This is a genomic window from Flavobacterium sp. KACC 22763, from assembly GCF_028736155.1.
Taxonomy (GTDB): domain Bacteria; phylum Bacteroidota; class Bacteroidia; order Flavobacteriales; family Flavobacteriaceae; genus Flavobacterium.
Window position 1 is genome coordinate 1,818,614 of sequence record NZ_CP117879.1, and the last position, 17,631, is coordinate 1,836,244.

Below are 17,631 nucleotides of genomic sequence, written 5' to 3' on the forward strand. Positions count from 1 at the left end.
TTTTATAAGGATTATTTCGTTTCTGAAATCTTTCCATCAATTCTGAAATAATCAAAATCGGCGAAACCTCCAGCAGTTTTAGCAGCGTAATTGAACAACCCGAATCGGTAGCCCATAAAATGCGGAATGGTATACGGCATCTTAATGGATTTTCCAATGCTGATCCATTTTTTGCCGTCTAAACTATAATAAAATCTTCCCTGATCTGCTTGACTCCTAAAGTCACATTCGGCTTTAAAATATATTTTGTCCTGATTTAATGGAACACTCTCTACTTCTTTTGGATTTCCTTTTTCAGCATCGATCATCACAATTCTTTTTGCTCCCTGATCTACTTTTACTCCAACCAAGCCAAAATCTTTTTGCAGCAGCGAAAGTCCAGCAAAATCTCCTTCTTTCATATTTGAAAGCTCAAGCATAGCAGTTCCCGAACATAAAGGTCCAAAAGTTCTCTGTGTCAAAATATTTTTTATCTGAGTAAAACTGCTGTCTATTCTGGATGCTTTTAATCTTAAATACCCTTTTCTTTCTTTGACCGACCAGTTTGCATTATCTGGGTTATGATTCCATTGCCAGACCAAAGGCAGATCATTTTCTCCTTTTTTACGATTAAACTCATCTGAATTTACAATTCCAGGAATTAAGCTTTTATTGGCTGGAAGATTTAAATTTTGAGGCACTTTACCATTGTCGCCCAATATTGGCCAGCCATTTTCCCATTTTACAGGAACCAGATACGGAATACGTCCTACGCCTCCTGCATCTCTAAATAAATACGAAAACCATCTGCCGTCTGGCGTATCAATAAGTCCGCCTTGAGCAACGCCCAAATCCTGCAATCCAATCTTTCCTTCCCATGGCCCTGCAATAGTATCGGCTCTGTGTATAATTACCGTGCGCATGCCGTTTTTGGGCCAGCAGATATTAAATAAGCAATACTTTCCGTTAACTTTAAAAAGCTGTGATCCTTCTGCCGGCAGCATAATATCGCTCTTCGCAGGAGCATTGGCATTTTCTATTAAAACTTTCTTAGTTTCTTCTTTAACTTCTGATAAGTCTTCTTTTAATTCTACAATTTGAATTTTTCCTGCTCCCCAAACTAAGTACACTTTTCCATTATCATCAAAGAAAAGAGAATGGTCGTGATAGGAATTGTTTAAAACAGTTCTCTTCCATGGACCTTTTTCAATATTTTTTGTGGAAAATATATAGGTTTTTCCTGTCGTTCCTGAAAAAGTGCTTACATAATACACACCATTGTGATAACGCAGACTGCTTGCCCATGAACCTCTTCCGTAGTCGTTTTTGCCATGATCCAAATTCAGTCGGTCATCATGATCCTCTAAGGTTTGATAGGCATAATTAACCAAATGCCAATTCACTAAATCCTTAGATTTCATAATAGGAACTCCGGGATTCATATGCATTGTGGTACTGCTCATATAATAAGCATCATTAACCCTGATTATAGATAAATCGGGGACATCTGCAAAAATAATGGGGTTCTGGGCTTTGCCTTTTTGAGCTTGGTTTGTCAATATGTTCAATACAATTACCAGAACGGCATATATAAAATCTTTTGTTTTCATTTCGGTTTCGATTTTTGACCTTTCTAAAGGAAATATTATGTGTTAATCCGTTACAATTCTAAGCTGAGAGAACTTCGGACTGATTTTTCCCTCTTTTGCCAGAATTTTAATATTCAGCACTTCCTTGTCATCTATTTTTATGCTGATTGTCTTTTTATCAGATGATGTTATTACAGCTGGTTTTTCATTAATGAGAATAGTAATATTATCACTGTTGAATTCATCTAAAACACTGATTTGCAAAAACTGACCTTTGCTGTTTTTGTTCAGCATTTGATAAGAGATATAAGAGCGCGCATTTCGCCAGAACTTCCCATCCTCGTAACCCGAATTGCTTTTTTCACCTTTATACAAATGATCGACTTCTGGCTGCTGTTCTCCGCAATTTATTTTATCTATTGTTTTGGCTTCAAGAGCCATCGCTTCAATTTCCTGCTGTTTTAGCAATTCCTGCTTTTCCTTGTATTCTTCTTTGGAGTACGTCTGAAAATACATTTGATAACGGGCATCGTGCACTTCAAAAAAAGGCTCCAATTCTAATGAATCTAACTTATATCTTAAGTTCCCTGTTTCTTTTAGTTTTGATATATAATCTGCTTTATCTCCAACCAATGCATAGGCTTTATCAAGTGGCATAAATTTTCCCCTTGCGGCGTGTCCCATTCGGCTGTCATCTGCAAACAAGCCGTCTAATCCTTCTGTCGAAGTTTTGGCCGCCAGCACAATTGGCCCTTTGACAAATGCACTCCAATTGGAGCCGTCTGGCAGATTTTCTAGATGTATTGACGTTTTAAATCTGGCACTTATTTTATCTCCTGATTTCCATTTTCTTGAAATCGCAACATATTCAGAGGGTTTAGATGCTATTTTTTGTTCTTTTCCATTCACTAATATTTCAAAACTTTCAGCCCATTTTGGGTAACGGATATTCAAAGCAAAGCTTTTTGCTTTTTTAAGTTTTAAAACTAATTCTGTCTCATCTTCATAAGGAAATTTTGTGGTTTGCTCCAACTCTATACCTTTTTCTTTCCATTTTAAAACCGATGGAATAAAAAGATTTACAAAAAGATCATTTTGCGAATGGCTGTAAATTAATTCTCCATATTTGGCGTGATTTTCAAGTCCCGTTCCCACACAGCACCACATGCTTGTTTGAGGCTGAGAATACACGCGGTAATGATTTGGGCGAATAGGCGTAAAATATACAAAACCTCCTTTTTCGGGATGCTGGCTTGAAAGGATATGATTGTAAAGTGTTCTTTCGTAGAAATCCAGATAGCGCACATCATTTTTATCGAGAAACAAAGCTTTGGCAAGACGTTCCATATTATACGAATTGCAGGTCTCTGGCCCTTCATTCGATTTTACCATACCGCTGAAATCGTAAATTGGATTAAAATGTTCTGCAACACTGTTTCCTCCAAATGCAACTGTGCGTTTTTGGGTCACATTATCCCAAAAATATTGCACACCATCTGACCATTCTTTATTATCAGAAAGGACGGCAACCTTTTCAAAACCAACCACTTTTGGTATTTGAGTATTAGCGTGAAGTCCTGTGAGTTTGTCTTCTTTTTGCAATAACGGATTCAATAAGGCTTTATGCGATAATTTTTCGCCCGTTTCAAGGTATTTTTTATCTTTTGTAATGGCATACAAATCGGCAAAAGATTCATTTATGCCTCCATGCTCTGTTGCCAAAACTTTCTGAATCTGTTCATCAGAAAGCGGTGCGATTAATTCTATAAACCAATCTCCAAGTTTTATTGCTATATCTTTCGCTTGCTCGCTTCCAGTGTATTGATACGCATCAATTAAACCAGCAAAAAGTTTGTGAATGTTATAAATAGGAACCCAAGTATTGTTGAGTCCAAAACTGCTTCCGTCAATATCTCCTTTATGGATTCGATCCCAAAAAACTTTGCCTTGCGGAATACCCCCAACATAGCCTTCGCCATTTTTAGCCTGACAGCGCGCCAATTCTGAAAGCATATAATCTAACCTCTCTTTAAGCTCTTTGTTTCCGGTAGATGCATACATCATAGCTAAAGCCGAAAGATAATGTCCGCCGATATGCCCATCCAATCCTATACTTTCCCAATTGCCATAACGATCTGCCTTTGGCGGAAGCCCAGATTCTAATAAATAAGGCGCTAGAAGTTTATCCGGATCTAAAGCTAAAATATACTTTAGATCTACATCTTGAGCATTTTTAAATGGTCCTTCTTTTAGTTTTACTTCACTTAAATCAAATAGCTTCATTTGAGCCGATATATTGGCTCCCATCAATAGGGCGAATAGGTAAAACAAAATTGTGTTTTTCATTATACTTGAGTTTGAAGTTATTGAAAGTAAAAAGTATAGGTTTTCCCTTTTTCAGTCATCCTATCATACAAATAAGATGTGTTAATATCTAGAAGCTGTAGGTTTGATTCCTTAGAAATAATTGGTTTTTCGGTTTGTTCCACTGCAAAAAATAGATTTGGATTTTCTCCTGATGCTATTTTCAATTTTTTGCTCTTTTTTAGCATAAGCTCATTAGGAGTTCTTAATCTTAGATTGCCACCCAGATTAGAATAAATAGTTAAAGCGATTATTTTTCCATTTTTCCACTTTAAATCTTTTATTTCAAAACCTCCTCTCGCTTTTAAACCACTTATTTGTCCGTATTCTTTTAAGGCATCTGGCAAAGCAGGAAGCAGATGAATTGCTCCATCCGAACTCTGCATCAGCATCTCGGTGATTCCAGAAGTACAGCCAAAATTACCATCGATCTGAAACGGAGGATGCGCATCAAAAAGGTTATTATAGGTTCCGCCTCCTTCGTGATTTACGCCAAGCGGTGTCAACTGATTCTGAATTAAGCTGTAAGCATGATTTCCATCCTGCATTTTTGCCCACCAGTTTATTTTCCAACCCATGCTCCATCCTGTAGATACATCGCCTCTTTGCAGCAGTGTATTTTTTGCAGCGGCAAAAAGCTCTGGAGTTCTATACGCCGAAATCTGATTAGACGGATACAAACCATACAAATGTGAAATATGGCGGTGATTATCGTTTGGATCATCTACGTCATCAAGCCATTCCTGAAGCTGATTGTATCTGCCTATCTGCATAGGAGGCAGTTTCTTTCTCAGCATTTTAAGACTGTCTGCAAATGCTGCGTCTTTCTGTAAAACTTCTGAAGCTTTTATCAGCGTGCTAAAAACATCAAACACAATTTGATTGTCCATGGTAGAACCTGCTGTCATTGCAGAATTTTGATGTGCTATTGGCGTATTTTCAGGCGAATTTCCAGGTGCTGCCACCAGCCATCCGTTTGCAGGGTCTTCAACAAGAAAGTCAGCATAAAAAAGAGCTGCTCCTTTTAATATTTCGTAAGCCGATTTTAAATATGCTAAATCACCTGTATATAAATAATGCTCCCAAACGTGCTGGCTCAACCAGCCTCCGCCTGCATTCCAAACTCCCCAAGTTGCGCCGTCAACAGCGCCATTTATTCTCCAGATATCGGTATTATGATGCGCCATCCAGCCTCTTGCTCCATACATTACTCTGGCGGTTTCCTGTCCTGTCTGCGAAAGCTCCTGAATCATTTTCAGCAAAGGCCCATGCATTTCAGAAAGGTTTGTTTTTTCGGCTGGCCAGTAATTCATTTCGGTATTAATGTTGATGGTATATTTGCTGTCCCATGCCGGTGTCATGCTGCGATTCCAGATTCCCTGCAGATTTGCAGCCTGTCCCTCTGGCTGTGAAGAAGAAATTAGCAGATATCTGCCGTACTGATAATACAAAGTTACAAAAGACGGATCTGAAACATTTCTAAAATTGGATAGTCTCTGGTCTGTAGGCAATTTAGCTTGTTCTGTAGTTCCTAAATCAAATTTTACTCTTTTGAAATACTTTTGATACGCAGCAGTATGAGCCGCTTTCATTTTATCATAATTCTTGACAAACGCTTTATCGAGATAAGATTTAGCGAGTTTATTTTCATCACCCCTTATATCATTATAATTTATAAAGTTTGAGGCTATAGAAACCATGATTACCACTGAATCTGCTTTATCAACTTTTAAAGTATTATCAGCTGCACTTACGCTTCCGCCATCAACTCTTAATTTTGCTAATGCATTAAACTGAACTTTTCCTTCTACCCCTTCATGATCACTTGTCTTTCCCGAAAGTGAAATTTCATTATTATTAATTATAATTTTTTGCTTCTTATGTTCTGATGTAAAACCAGCTGCAAATGATAGCTGTCCAGGCTTATCGGCTGAAAGTCTAATGACCAAAACTCTATCTGCAAAAGAGGTAAAAGCTTCTCTGGTAAAAGTTACTCCATTTACTTTATACATTGTTTTTGCAACTGCATTTTCAATATCCAGTTCACGATAATAATCGGAATACTTCTGATCTGGGAAATTCAGTTCCAAATTCCCGACTGGCTGAAACATCTGGCCATGAGATTTTTTGGTAATGATAGCCTCATTGATGAGTTTTTCGGCTTTTTTATATTCTCCCTGAAAAAGAAACTGTCTTATCTGAGCCAAAGCTTCTTTTGCCAGCGGATTATCATTTCTGTTAGGGCTTCCGCTCCAAACCGTGCTTTCGTTCATCTGAAGAATTTCTTTTCCAACATTCCCATAAATCATTGCGCCCTGAAAACCATTTCCAATTGGCAATGCATTTTCCCAAACATCGCCTGACGGGGTTTTGTACCAAAGTTTAAGATCTGATTGCGCTTGCGCGAATATGGAAATCCCAAAGAAAAACAGCAGATTAAATAAATGATTTTTCATGTTTTTTTTCTCATTTAACAATGCATTTTGCTATTTAAACAATAACTGTGAGTACATCATTAAATCATGTCTCCATACTGGCCAAGAGTGTCCGCCAGAATACTCGCTGTAGCTGTATTTAATGCCAAACTGGTCGAATTTCTGCATCATAATTTTACAGTTCTCGTATGCAATATCTTCTTTTCCTCCCATCGAGATCCAAAAGTCTTTTAGATTAGCATTAATAGAGGAGACATTGTTTTTTATAAACTCATATTGAGGATCTGATAATTTTGGATTGCTTGCCCACCATCCTGAACTGAAAATGCCCAGACTTGAAAACATATCTGAGTTTTTTATTCCTGCGTAAAGTGTCTGGAGCCCTCCCATTGATAAACCTGCTAAGGCTCTATTTTTGCTGTCTGCTGCAACTTTAAAATTAGTTTCTACGAAAGGTATTGCTTCATTTTCCAACTCATTTTCAAATGCTTTTAATGTTTCTTCGCCAAAACCAGCAATTCCGCCTGTATTTCCCATATTGCCGTCAAGCATTACAATAAGCATTTTCTTTGCTTTGCTTTCGGCAATTAAATTATCTAAAATCAAATTTGCTTTTCCTTGAGTGCTCCATCCTCTTTGGTCTTCACCTCCTCCATGCAGAAGATACAATACTGGGAATTTTTCAGATGCAGCTGCATATCCTGGCGGCGTATATACATACATTTCACGCCATGAATTAGTTCCTTTTGAAAAGTATTTCATTATACTTACCTCGCCATGCGGAACGGTTTTCAATTCATAGAAATCACCATCTCTTTTCGGAATTTCTATTCCGCTGGCCATACGTCCCATTCCGTAAAAAGTTTCGCTTGACGGATCTGCAACTGCCACGCCGTCAATCAAGAGCGAGTAATAATTAAATCCGCCGTTAATTGCATCAGTAGTAACATTCCAAACTCCTTGACCGTCTTTCTGCATATCGTACTTTCTTCCTAAGTCTATCTGCACTTTTGATGCTTCAGGGGCATTTACTTTAAAAATTACCCTGTTGTCTGGCAGTATCTGAGGATATTTAGCATTACGTATGTTGGTTTGAGCTGTGGTTCCTAGAACCGTATATTTTGCAAAACTGGATTGGTCAACAGGTTTGAACAATAACTGTGAGAACATGTACAAACTGTTTTTCCATACTTTGAAATCATGAACTCCTGGCTCTAGATAATAAATATGCGGCACATTATTTTTGAATAAGTAATCATGAGTTCGTCTGCTGTTTTCAAGCAGCCAATCGTTATCTCCGCAAGAAATCCAAAGCAGTTTCAGCTTCTTTTTGGTTTCTTCAGGATTAGGAACCAATTCTTCTGTTTTCTTTGTATTTGGAGCTGATGAAAAACCGCCAATCCAAGCAAATTTGTCTAAGTTGGTTAATCCGAAATTCAAAGACTGTCCGCCTCCCATAGATAATCCTGCAATGGCGCGATGCTCTCTGTCTTTGTAAACATTATATTTTTTTTCGATAAAAGGAATCAAGTCCTTCAATAAATCTTTTTCAAAATCTGAAAATGCCTGCACTTTGTCTGGCGCCATTATATTTCCTGCAGCGCTGTCATCTTTCATGGCTCTTCCGTTTGGCATTACCACAACCATTGGCTGGAGTTTTCCCTCTGCGTAAAGGTTGTCTAATATAATCTGCGGACTTCCGCCATTAAGCCATTCTTTTTCATCTCCGCCAATTCCGTGCAAAAGGTATAAAACTGGATATTTTTTGCTTTTGCTAAATCCTGGAGGCGTATATATAGTGGCTTTTCTTACTGTGCCAACTGTCTTTGAATTATAATTTACCGTTTCGACTTTTCCCGCTGGAACTGCTGGATTTAACTGGTCAAATCCAAATGGTGCCTGAACGATAAAAGGATCATTTGTGTTATTAGATTTATACCCTAATAACAAAAGCATTTTTTCAGCATAACGTTTCCCTAAATCTCTGTATCCCGCTGCGCTAAAATGAAGAAAATCTGAAGCCACTGCACAGCCTTTTGATGAAATTACATAAGAAGTTGGAATAGTCTGAGGCAGCGTTGCAATGATTGCATTCATGCTGGCGCATTTTCCTTTTTGTTCTTCATGAACGGTTTCACCGGAAAGCAATGGCACTTTTTTAGGATCAAGGTTCAGATCTTTCATTAGATTATCATATACTATTTTGACCTTTTTAGGCCATAGCGTATCTCCTGTATTAGATTCTCCCTGATGCAGTAAAATGCCTTTTATAACTCCTGTCTTTTGCGCAATTTTTGCCATTTCAACAAGTCTTGCATACGGACTTCCATTATATTCTTTGATCATGCCCAACATCCAATCTGGCGCTGTTTTCATGTAATTCTCAAAGTTATCCTTATCAAAAAGTTCTATTTTACACCCTCCGACAGCCACATTTACTACTCCAACTTTTATGTTTTTAGGAAGATTGGCCACCATTGTTCTTCCAAAATTGTCTGTTAATGTCAATCCTGTTTTGCATCGGCATAATGGCGGAATTGCGGTATACCATTTTCCCATCTCGCGATTTAAGTCAGGGCAATTTACTGCCTCCAGAACCTGAAAACGGGGATCTGCATTTATTTTGTCTTCAGCTTCTATCGGAGCAGCGCCTTCCATGTTGGACTGTCCAAAGCTTAAATAAACATGAAAATTTGGATCCTGAGAATATCCATGCTGTCCCGTTAAAAAAAGGACTGCTATTGCGAAAAATCTAATTGTTGATTTCATGACTTTTATTAAAATTGTTTTAATACTAAATTGAATTTCACTTAAATAAATTCAAATCTACTGCATCGCCCATTCTCTGATATCCCAATTCATTAGGATGCAAAAAATCGCCATCGTGCATATTTGATAAAATGGTTTTAGAATCAGTTTCAGAAGCCATTTCTTTATCAAAATCTATTACTGCATCAAAATGGTTGTTTCGAATCCATGCATTTACAGCATCTCTTGCTTCCTGCTTGAAAGGTGCGTCGTAAAATGATTTCTGGAAAGGCAGAATCGTACAGCCATACACTTTTATGCCTTTGGCATGTGCTTTTTCTATCATAATTTTGTAAGCGCCTATAATTTCCTGGGCTTTTATAGGAGCATCTTCTGGACGTTTAATTCCTCCTATATCATTTATCCCTTCCAATATTACAAGCCATTTTGCGCCTGCCTGCGAAAGTACATCACGGTCAAAACGGTCTAATGCTGTTGGGCCTAATCCGCCTTTTACAACGCAATTTCCGCCTATCCCTAAATTTAAAACTCCAATATTTTGAGTTGCTTTATTCGCAGCCAGTCTAGCGGCTAGAATATCTGTCCAGCGATTTTGCCTGTTTGTTCCAGATCCGCGGCCATCTGTTATGGAGTTTCCTAGACAAACAATATTTGACGTATTTTTTGATGCCGCGACATCAAGTCCCATGATAGAATACCAATGATCTGTTTTTACAGACTCGGAAAAAACGTCATTATTGAGATGGTCTCCCGACAAAATATAAGACGTTGTTCTCGATCCGGGATGCCCAGTTGTTTTTTGTGACGCAGCTCCATAATAAATGGTTATGGCTAGTAATTGGCCTTGCTTTAGCTGAAAATTCAGTTTATCTGAAAATACTTCCTGGCCTGGATGTAATGTTACTTCTTGATTCCCATTAAAACTGAGATTTTTTTGTGTGTTTTTATCAATTGCGGGAGCATCAAGAACATTGGCAATGCTTACCTTTTTTAAAACGGTAGGCTGATCACTGAATACATTTGAGAAACGCAGTCGAATATGCTCTCCTGCAATCGAAACTTTTATAATTTGACGAAGCGTATTTTCGGCCAAACCTGGGGCTGGAGGCATGTTGTTTGGTTCTACAAGCATTGGCGCGCAAGCCCATGATCCGACCCAGTTTTCAGCATTCGTCTTTTCAGAAGAATTCGCCAGTGGCTGATTGGCCTTACATCCTATTATTAAAGTGAAAAGCTGTAATAGCAATAAATATTTAAAATATCTTTTTATCATTTCTTCTAAAATTTGATGGCTGCTGCTATCCTAAAAAACAACTCCCATAAATCATTTTTTAAATTGAAATAAATGGGAGTTTGAGTTTTTAATTTTTTTATTTCGGATGTGAATTATTTGATGAAGTAGCATATAAACCTACCAAAGCTCCTGTAAATCCGCCAGCGGCATTTGTCGAAAGAATATCTCCTGAAACTGGATTGCCAAGATTTTCAAAATCGCCTCCATTCAAAGCATAGCTAAACTGATAATTGTCGCCTGTTGCTTTAACTTGCAAGCGTAAAGCTCCTTTAGCATCTATTTTTGCGCTTGATACAATTTCCGATTGTCCGTTTTCTGTTCTTTCCAACAGTATGTAAGTATCTTTTCCTTTCCTAGTAACACCAAAAACATAGTTGTAGTTTTCGTTTTGAAGACATACGATTCCTGCCAAATCTTTTTCTGATTCTGGTTTATATTCTAAAGTGGTTGAAAAAGAAAAAGTATTATGCTGCTGTCTGTAAAATAAGGTAGAAGTTGGTTTTAGCTCTTTTATGTTTACTGCAAATGGCGTAATCTGCAGACCTTTTTTAACAATAGAAATAAAATGCTCTCTTGGCCCTCGCAATCCAATCCATCTGTAATCTAACTTCTCGGATGTAAAATTCTCGATAAATGTAAAGTTGCCATTAGGGAAAAAACCATCTTTGCCCGTTTTGTTTACAACACCTTTTGGCATTTTTAATTTTGGCCCCATTGGCACTAAACCATTCTCAAAAACAGGAAAAGTACCAGACCAGTCTACAGGCAGCATAAAGGTTTCACGCCCTGCGTTTACCCTATCTTTTTCGTTTGGACGAATTCCTAAAAACACGCCATAATATTTATTGTCTGGCCCAAGCACTAGATCAGCATGCCCCGCCCAATCTACTTTGTTGGGTCTGTTTTGAGGGAAATATCTCTGTGTTAGGATTGGATTATTACTTGCTGGTTTGAAAGGCCCCTTTGGACTGTCACTAATAAAAACAACCTCGCTATGATTTCCTCCTGTACCTCCTTCGGCACACATTAAATAATAATGATTGTCTTTTTTATACAAATGAGGAGCTTCTATCCAAATTGGCTTCTTAGAAAGATCAACCCCGCCATCTACAATAATTTTATCTGTTCCCGGAATTACCTGATCTTTTTCTAAATCATATTCCCAAACTTTAATTACGCGATGTCCCTGGTACAATTCTTTCCCTTTATCAGGAGCATCATTATGCACGACATACCCCTTTCCGTTGTCATCAAAGAAAATAGAAGGGTCTATTCCATCAAAAGCTAATTTAATTGGACTTCCCCATCCTTTTTTAGGATCTTTACTTTTTACAATGATATTCCCCAAACCGCCTGTAAAGGCAGTAACAATCATATAAAAAGTATCGTTGTGAGGATTGTAAGTAATTCCGGGAGCATAAACCCCAGAGCTGATTCCCGTATCATGAGGATTGAACTCCGAAACTTTATTTAATACTCCACCCAAATCGGTCCAGTTTACTAAATCTTTAGAGTGAAAAATGGGCACCCCAGGGAACATGGCAAACGAAGAGCACACCATATAATAATCATCACCTTTTCTTGTAATGGCTGGATCAGGATAGCATCCCTGTAGAATCGGAGAATAAAACTCATCTTCTTTTAACGGATTGCTTTTGTAAATCTGGTCATCTCCCACGTAAGTTGCATTTGAAAAAATGGGGTCTTTACTGCTTTTCTTTTTTTGTATGCTGCTTTGCTGAGCCTGCGTAAGCATAGAGCAAAACAGAACAGCAGCTGATACAAAAATCTTTTTTTTATTACTCATTTTATTTGGTTTGTTAAAGTGCATTCGAAAAATATTGAAAAGCCGAGAGGATTTCTCCCGGCTTGTTTAAAACTAAATTAATAAACCCTAATAAGATAATTTATAAAATTGACCTTATTTGCTTAGCATTAGTTTTTAGAAAAATAAACTTAATATCCCGGATTTTGGTAAACTGCTTTTTCATCAGCAGACATCTCCATTCCATCGATTTGTCCTTGCGGAATTGGTCTTAGGTAATGGTGCGGATCAATTGTTCTGGTTACTATTTCTGGTGTATGCTGTCCGTAGTTAGATCCTCCTATAGAATATTTCCCTGCAATTTCATTCCACTTCTGTGTTCTTACCAAGTCATACCAGCGGTATCCTTCGCCAAAAAACTCACGTGAACGTTCAGCAAGAATGTAGTTAATATCAATTACGGCTGGAGTCGCATTGGTCATAGCAGCACTATTATCCTGAATTTTAGCAGTATTGCCATTATTATCCCATTTCCATTTTCCTGCTCTGGCTCTTAGTACATTTACAAGCGATCTGGCACTCCAAGATCCCGTAGCTCCTTTAACAGCTGCTTCGGCTGCAACCAAATATAATTCAGAGAATTTTGCTACTGGAAACGGTCTTGTGCTTCCTGCATTAGGCTGTCCCAATCCTCCAGCATTATCTGTTCTGTATGGCCCAAGTTTCCAGAAACCTGGATATACGATTCTGCTAATGCCTTTTGGAGAAATCACATAATCTGCCCTTCCTGGCAATACTCCTGCACCTACTCCGCTTTCGCCTTGGCCAGAAGGATAAATGATTGCAGTTGATGGTTCATCATTCAGGAAACTTAAAACCGCATCGCCTGGTTTAATTGTCAGACCATTTGCATTGGCCAGCGTTGCCACGCCCGTAAGACCTGTTCCTTGAAGATTCCAATTCCCTCTGAATACTGTTGTGAAAGTTCCATCATATCTTGAATCGTTCGTCTTATCTGCAAAAGTATTCGTAAAAACTTCAATAGGCGGAGCCATTCTAGTCCACGGACGCCCTAAAAATTGATTTGCTTCTCTTTGTACTGAAGAAACTGCCGCTGTTCCGTTTTTACTTCTTATAGCAGTATAGTTCCAAGTCACCATCCAACCTGAGAAGTTATCTGGAGCACCGCCGCTTCCGTACGTAAGGCTAGCTCCATTGTAATACTCGCTTTCCTGCGTATGATCTGCAAAAAGCATCACTTCTTTATTTCTGTCATTTGCGCCGGCATTAACATCATAATACGAATCAAGCAATCCATAAGACCCTGGATTATTAATACCTTCTACGGCCAAATCATAAGCTTTCTGAAAGTACCATTGCGCATTATGTCCATCAGGATCAGTTCTCGGAGCATCTGGATAAGTAGGAATGCTATTTGGGTTTTCTAACCACCAAGCATAAGTAAGATATGCCTTTGCCAAAAATAACCGCGCTACAGTTTTAGTTACCGTACCAGTCAATCTAGGCGCATCTGGAAGGTCCTTAACCGCTGTAGCCAAATCTGGAAAAATGGCTTTTGTATATACTTCAGGAACTGTATTACGCTTAGAATATCTGGATGGTTTGCTGTTAAACTTTAATTCTCCAGCTCCTAAGTCTAACGGCACGCCCCCAAAAGTCTGCACTAAAAGGAAGTAATCAAACCCTCTAAAAAATTTTGATTCCGCAATTAAACTGCTGGCAACTCCAACGGCCGCACCATTTTCGATAATACCGCTAGCAGTATTGATATCATAATAAGAGTTATTCCACAAAACATCCGAACGGCTTGAATTTGGGTTTATTACCCCAACACCTGACAAATCGTGATCTTTAAAATTTCCGTCTGCACTCTGCGCATAGGTCGCTTCATCTGTTCCTGTCTGGCATGCATTATAAAAATAAGCCTGTCCGTAAATCCAACGCAAATGTGCATAGTGGGAAGTTAAACCCTGTTTAACTCCCTGTTCGGTTTTAAAATAGCCTGGTTCGTAAAAATCATGAGGTTTTTCCTCTAATATATCGGAACAGCCTGCCAATGAAAGTAAAACTGTTGATCCTATAATTAAATTTTTAAAAATATATCGTTTCATATCTGTTCTGATTAAAATGTTAAATTAAGTCCAAATAAATAATTTCTGGTTGCAGGAGTATTAGTGCCTATAACAGAAAATCTTCTCTGGTAAGAGGCAACAGCCTGATTTTCGTCACCCAATGAATTCGTTTCGGGATCCATTCCAGATTTATCATGATATGGAGAAAATAAAACAAACGGATTCTGCACTGTGAAATAAAGTCTTAATTTATCGATGCCTAAATTTCTTGTAAAGTCCTGATCAAGAGTATAACCAAGAGTCATTGCTCTAATCTTCACATAAGAAGCATCAAAGTATCCCATAGTAGACATGTATTTAGGGTTATCACCACTTCTGATGCCTCTTGGGTTAGGGAATTCTGCATCTCTGTTATCTGGAGTCCAGTAGTCAACATCAACGTTGCTTCTACGCCCGTTTAAAAGATTCATATAACTTGCTCCTCCATACAATGTGCTTATTAATACACCTCCGCTTTTAAATGCTCCTACTGCATTAAAATCAAATCCTTTGTAAGTTACATTAGTATTGAAACCTCCCTGAAAGTCTGGATCTGTTTCTATAATCTGGCGATCGCTTGCATTAATGGCACGGGTTGGCGAACCATCTGGCTTATAATCTCCTGTATATTTGACTTTGATCGATCCCACAACTGTTCCCTGCTGATTAATTCCAGTTGGCCCTGGTTCATAAATTGACATGTACGGATCGCCTTCCTGCCAGATTCCAACCTTTTCATAATCAAAGATTGAATTAATATTATATCCAACAAACCAGTTGTTGGCTTCGTCACGGCTAGCACCTGATGCTAAAGACACTAACTTATTTTCATTTTTGTAGAAGTTAACTCCCACAGACCATGTCACTCCCTTAGGATTATCTAAAATAACTCCGTTCAATGAGATTTCATAACCTTTGTTTTGTGTTTCTCCTACATTAGCCACATAACTGCTTACACCAGATGTAGCTGGAAGTCCCACACGCTGCAATAGATTTTTTGTATCTGTTTTATAATATTCAACTGTACCAGATAAACGGTTATTAAAAAATCCGAAATCTAAACCATAATTCCATGTAGTTGAAAACTCCCATCCCAAATTAGGATTTGGAAGTTCAGTAACATATACTCCTGTTGAGTTATTGCTTCCAAAATTGTATGGTCTTGTGCTTAAAGCCCCCAGCGTTGCATAAGGAGATACTGCTTGATTTGAAGTTTCTCCATACCCCGCTCTCAATTTTAATAAATTAATGTATTTAATATCTTTCATGAATGACTCATTTGAAAGAGTCCAACCAGCAGATACTGCAGGATAAGTTACCCATTTGTTACCTGGAGATAATCTTGATGAGCCGTCAGAACGAACTGTTCCGGAAATAAAGTAACGGTTATCATACGAATACATTAGCCTAGCCATATAAGATGTCAATCCCCATTGCGTATAATCCTGATCTGCAGGGTTAATCACAGCTTCTTCTTCGCTTTGCCCTAAATTATAAAACTGGAATGCGTCAGAAGTAATTCCGTTTCGAGTCACTCTCGAACTTTGTCCTGTATATTGCTCATTTGAATACAATCCGACAAAATTTATGGTATGTTTCTGTGCAAACGTTTTATCATAAGTCAGTAAATTCTCCAACAGCCACTGCGTAGACCAGCCGTTTGTTATGGCCGCATTAGAAAGTGTTGCAGGGTTTACGTCAAAAACTCCCTGACCTTCATAATATCCAGCATTTGATGTGCGTAAATTTAAACCGGTATTCAATCTGTATTTTAAACCTTCAACTCCAGGAATTTTAATTTCCGCAAAAATGTTATTATAAGAACTGAAAGCTCTATTTAAATTCACATAAGCATCCCCTAAATTTTCAATAGATTCTCTAGTATAAACCCATTGGTCATCTGCTGCCATGCTAACTGTTCTTTTCAAAGAGCCATCTGCATTGTATGGATTAGCAAGCGGTGAAGTCTGCAGAATAGTTCCTGTTCCGATATTATCACCATTTGTAATGCTGTAGTTGCTATTGGTATTAAATCCAATGCGAATAGATCTATTAATCTGCTGGTCTAAACCTGCTCTAAGGCTAAAACGCTCATAGCTCTGGCCTGGAAGAACCGACTCTTCTTTGTAATATCCTAAACCTGCATTGTAAGCGCCTGTTTCAGTTCCGCCCGAAACGCTAACATCATGGCTGATCATTTCTCCAGAACCGTACAATGAATCCTGCCAATCTGTATTTACATTTCTTTTCTCGTCAACACCATCTGCATATAAACCTGTATAATCACGAAGAGCTGCAAATTTAGCAGCATCCATCATCGGATATTTTGAGAAAACCTGTTTAATCCCGCTAAAACCATTATATGTAAATGTAGCTTTCTGATTTTTCTTTCCTTTTAAAGTAGTCACTAAAATTACGCCATTGGCACCACGAGAACCATAAATAGCTGTAGCCGAAGCATCTTTCAGGATATCTACAGACTTAATATCTGCAGGATTAATATCTCCTATCGAACCCGCAAACGGAACTCCGTCTAGTACTACCAAAGGATCATTACTTCCTGTAAGAGATCTTGTACCACGAATCCTTATCTGCATAGCGGCACCAGGTTTAGAAGAAGTTTGCGTCATCTCAACCCCTGGAAGCCTTCCTTGTAAGGCTTGGGTAATATTGGCGGCAGGCACTTCATTTAATTCTTTTCCTCCCAATGAAGCAACCGATCCTGTAACAGCCTCCTTAATTTGAGTGCCATATCCTATTACGACAACTTCTTTTAAATTATTGGAATCTTCCTCCAAAAGCACATTAATCTTTGCTTTTCCATTCACGCTAATCTCTTGGCTTTTAAAACCTATAAAGCTAAAGACAAGAACACCATTTGAAGGAACACTTATAACATAGTTGCCATCGAAACCTGTACTTACTCCGTTTTTTGCTCCTTTTAGATTGACATTCACACCAGGAATTGGACCATTCGCATCCGACACTGTTCCTGTAACTGTTGTTTGCGCCTTAATTTGCATTGAGACCAAAAACAATAGGATCAAAAAACCGAAGCTTTTTATATGCTTTGATTTACTTGTAATAAAAAAATTATTCATAAAAACTGATTTAATTATTAAAATTGGTTTTTGTTGGTTAGTTCTTCAAAATACTTTAACAGTTAAAATAGACCATCAACTTTATAAGTGTATTTATTACAAATATAAAAAAATACCTGTAAAACACAATCGGTTGCGTTAATTTTCTTTATCATTTTAAAAAAAATACCTTGCCAAAAAAACAGATTCCTTGTTTATTCTAA

Annotated in this window: 8 protein-coding genes; all 8 read right to left on the reverse strand. The window is 38.0% G+C overall.

Features of this window, described 5'->3' with window-relative positions:
- Positions 1-11: 11 nt before the first annotated feature.
- The 8 genes from PQ463_RS07695 to PQ463_RS07730 all read right to left on the reverse strand — a co-directional run bounded on the left by PQ463_RS07695 (position 12) and on the right by PQ463_RS07730 (position 17,428).
- Positions 12-1,589, reverse strand: a complete 1,578-nt coding sequence (locus PQ463_RS07695) for a glycoside hydrolase family 43 protein (RefSeq protein WP_274257074.1) — start codon at positions 1,587-1,589, stop codon at positions 12-14.
- A 42-nt stretch (positions 1,590-1,631) separates the two neighbouring features.
- The gene (locus tag PQ463_RS07700; protein ID WP_274257075.1) at positions 1,632-3,914 is read right to left on the reverse strand and encodes a glycoside hydrolase family 127 protein; all 2,283 of its coding nucleotides are present in this window, start codon (positions 3,912-3,914) and stop codon (positions 1,632-1,634) included.
- Between the two features lie 17 nt (positions 3,915-3,931).
- Entirely contained in the window at positions 3,932-6,388 is a 2,457-nt protein-coding gene (locus PQ463_RS07705; protein ID WP_274257076.1) for a glycoside hydrolase family 95 protein, read from the reverse strand.
- Between the two features lie 30 nt (positions 6,389-6,418).
- Positions 6,419-9,136: an alpha/beta hydrolase-fold protein gene (locus PQ463_RS07710; protein ID WP_274257077.1), complete on the reverse strand. Its 2,718-nt coding sequence runs from the start codon at positions 9,134-9,136 to the stop codon at positions 6,419-6,421.
- A 37-nt stretch (positions 9,137-9,173) separates the two neighbouring features.
- Complete coding sequence (locus tag PQ463_RS07715) at positions 9,174-10,409, reverse strand: SGNH/GDSL hydrolase family protein (protein WP_274257078.1); 1,236 nt, start codon at positions 10,407-10,409, stop codon at positions 9,174-9,176.
- Between the two features lie 97 nt (positions 10,410-10,506).
- A complete protein-coding gene (locus tag PQ463_RS07720; RefSeq protein WP_274257079.1) occupies positions 10,507-12,237 on the reverse strand; it encodes a glycoside hydrolase family 43 protein in 1,731 nt (576 codons plus the stop codon).
- Positions 12,238-12,386: 149 nt separating this feature from the next.
- A complete protein-coding gene (locus tag PQ463_RS07725; protein WP_274257080.1) occupies positions 12,387-14,327 on the reverse strand; it encodes a RagB/SusD family nutrient uptake outer membrane protein in 1,941 nt (646 codons plus the stop codon).
- Between the two features lie 11 nt (positions 14,328-14,338).
- Positions 14,339-17,428 carry a SusC/RagA family TonB-linked outer membrane protein gene (locus tag PQ463_RS07730; protein WP_274257081.1) on the reverse strand — a complete coding sequence of 1,030 codons (3,090 nt, stop codon included), beginning with the start codon at positions 17,426-17,428 and terminating at the stop codon, positions 14,339-14,341.
- Positions 17,429-17,631: the final 203 nt, after the last annotated feature.

Excerpts from the sequence above, each read along its gene's own strand:
- PQ463_RS07695 (WP_274257074.1), bottom strand. The coding sequence starts at position 1,589 with ATGAAAACAAAAGATTTTATATATGCCGTTCTGGTAATTGTATTGAAC.
- PQ463_RS07700 (WP_274257075.1), bottom strand. The coding sequence starts at position 3,914 with ATGAAAAACACAATTTTGTTTTACCTATTCGCCCTATTGATGGGAGCC.
- PQ463_RS07705 (WP_274257076.1), bottom strand. The coding sequence starts at position 6,388 with ATGAAAAATCATTTATTTAATCTGCTGTTTTTCTTTGGGATTTCCATA.
- PQ463_RS07710 (WP_274257077.1), bottom strand. The coding sequence starts at position 9,136 with ATGAAATCAACAATTAGATTTTTCGCAATAGCAGTCCTTTTTTTAACG.
- PQ463_RS07715 (WP_274257078.1), bottom strand. The coding sequence starts at position 10,409 with ATGATAAAAAGATATTTTAAATATTTATTGCTATTACAGCTTTTCACT.
- PQ463_RS07720 (WP_274257079.1), bottom strand. The coding sequence starts at position 12,237 with ATGAGTAATAAAAAAAAGATTTTTGTATCAGCTGCTGTTCTGTTTTGC.
- PQ463_RS07725 (WP_274257080.1), bottom strand. The coding sequence starts at position 14,327 with ATGAAACGATATATTTTTAAAAATTTAATTATAGGATCAACAGTTTTA.
- PQ463_RS07730 (WP_274257081.1), bottom strand. The coding sequence starts at position 17,428 with ATGAATAATTTTTTTATTACAAGTAAATCAAAGCATATAAAAAGCTTC.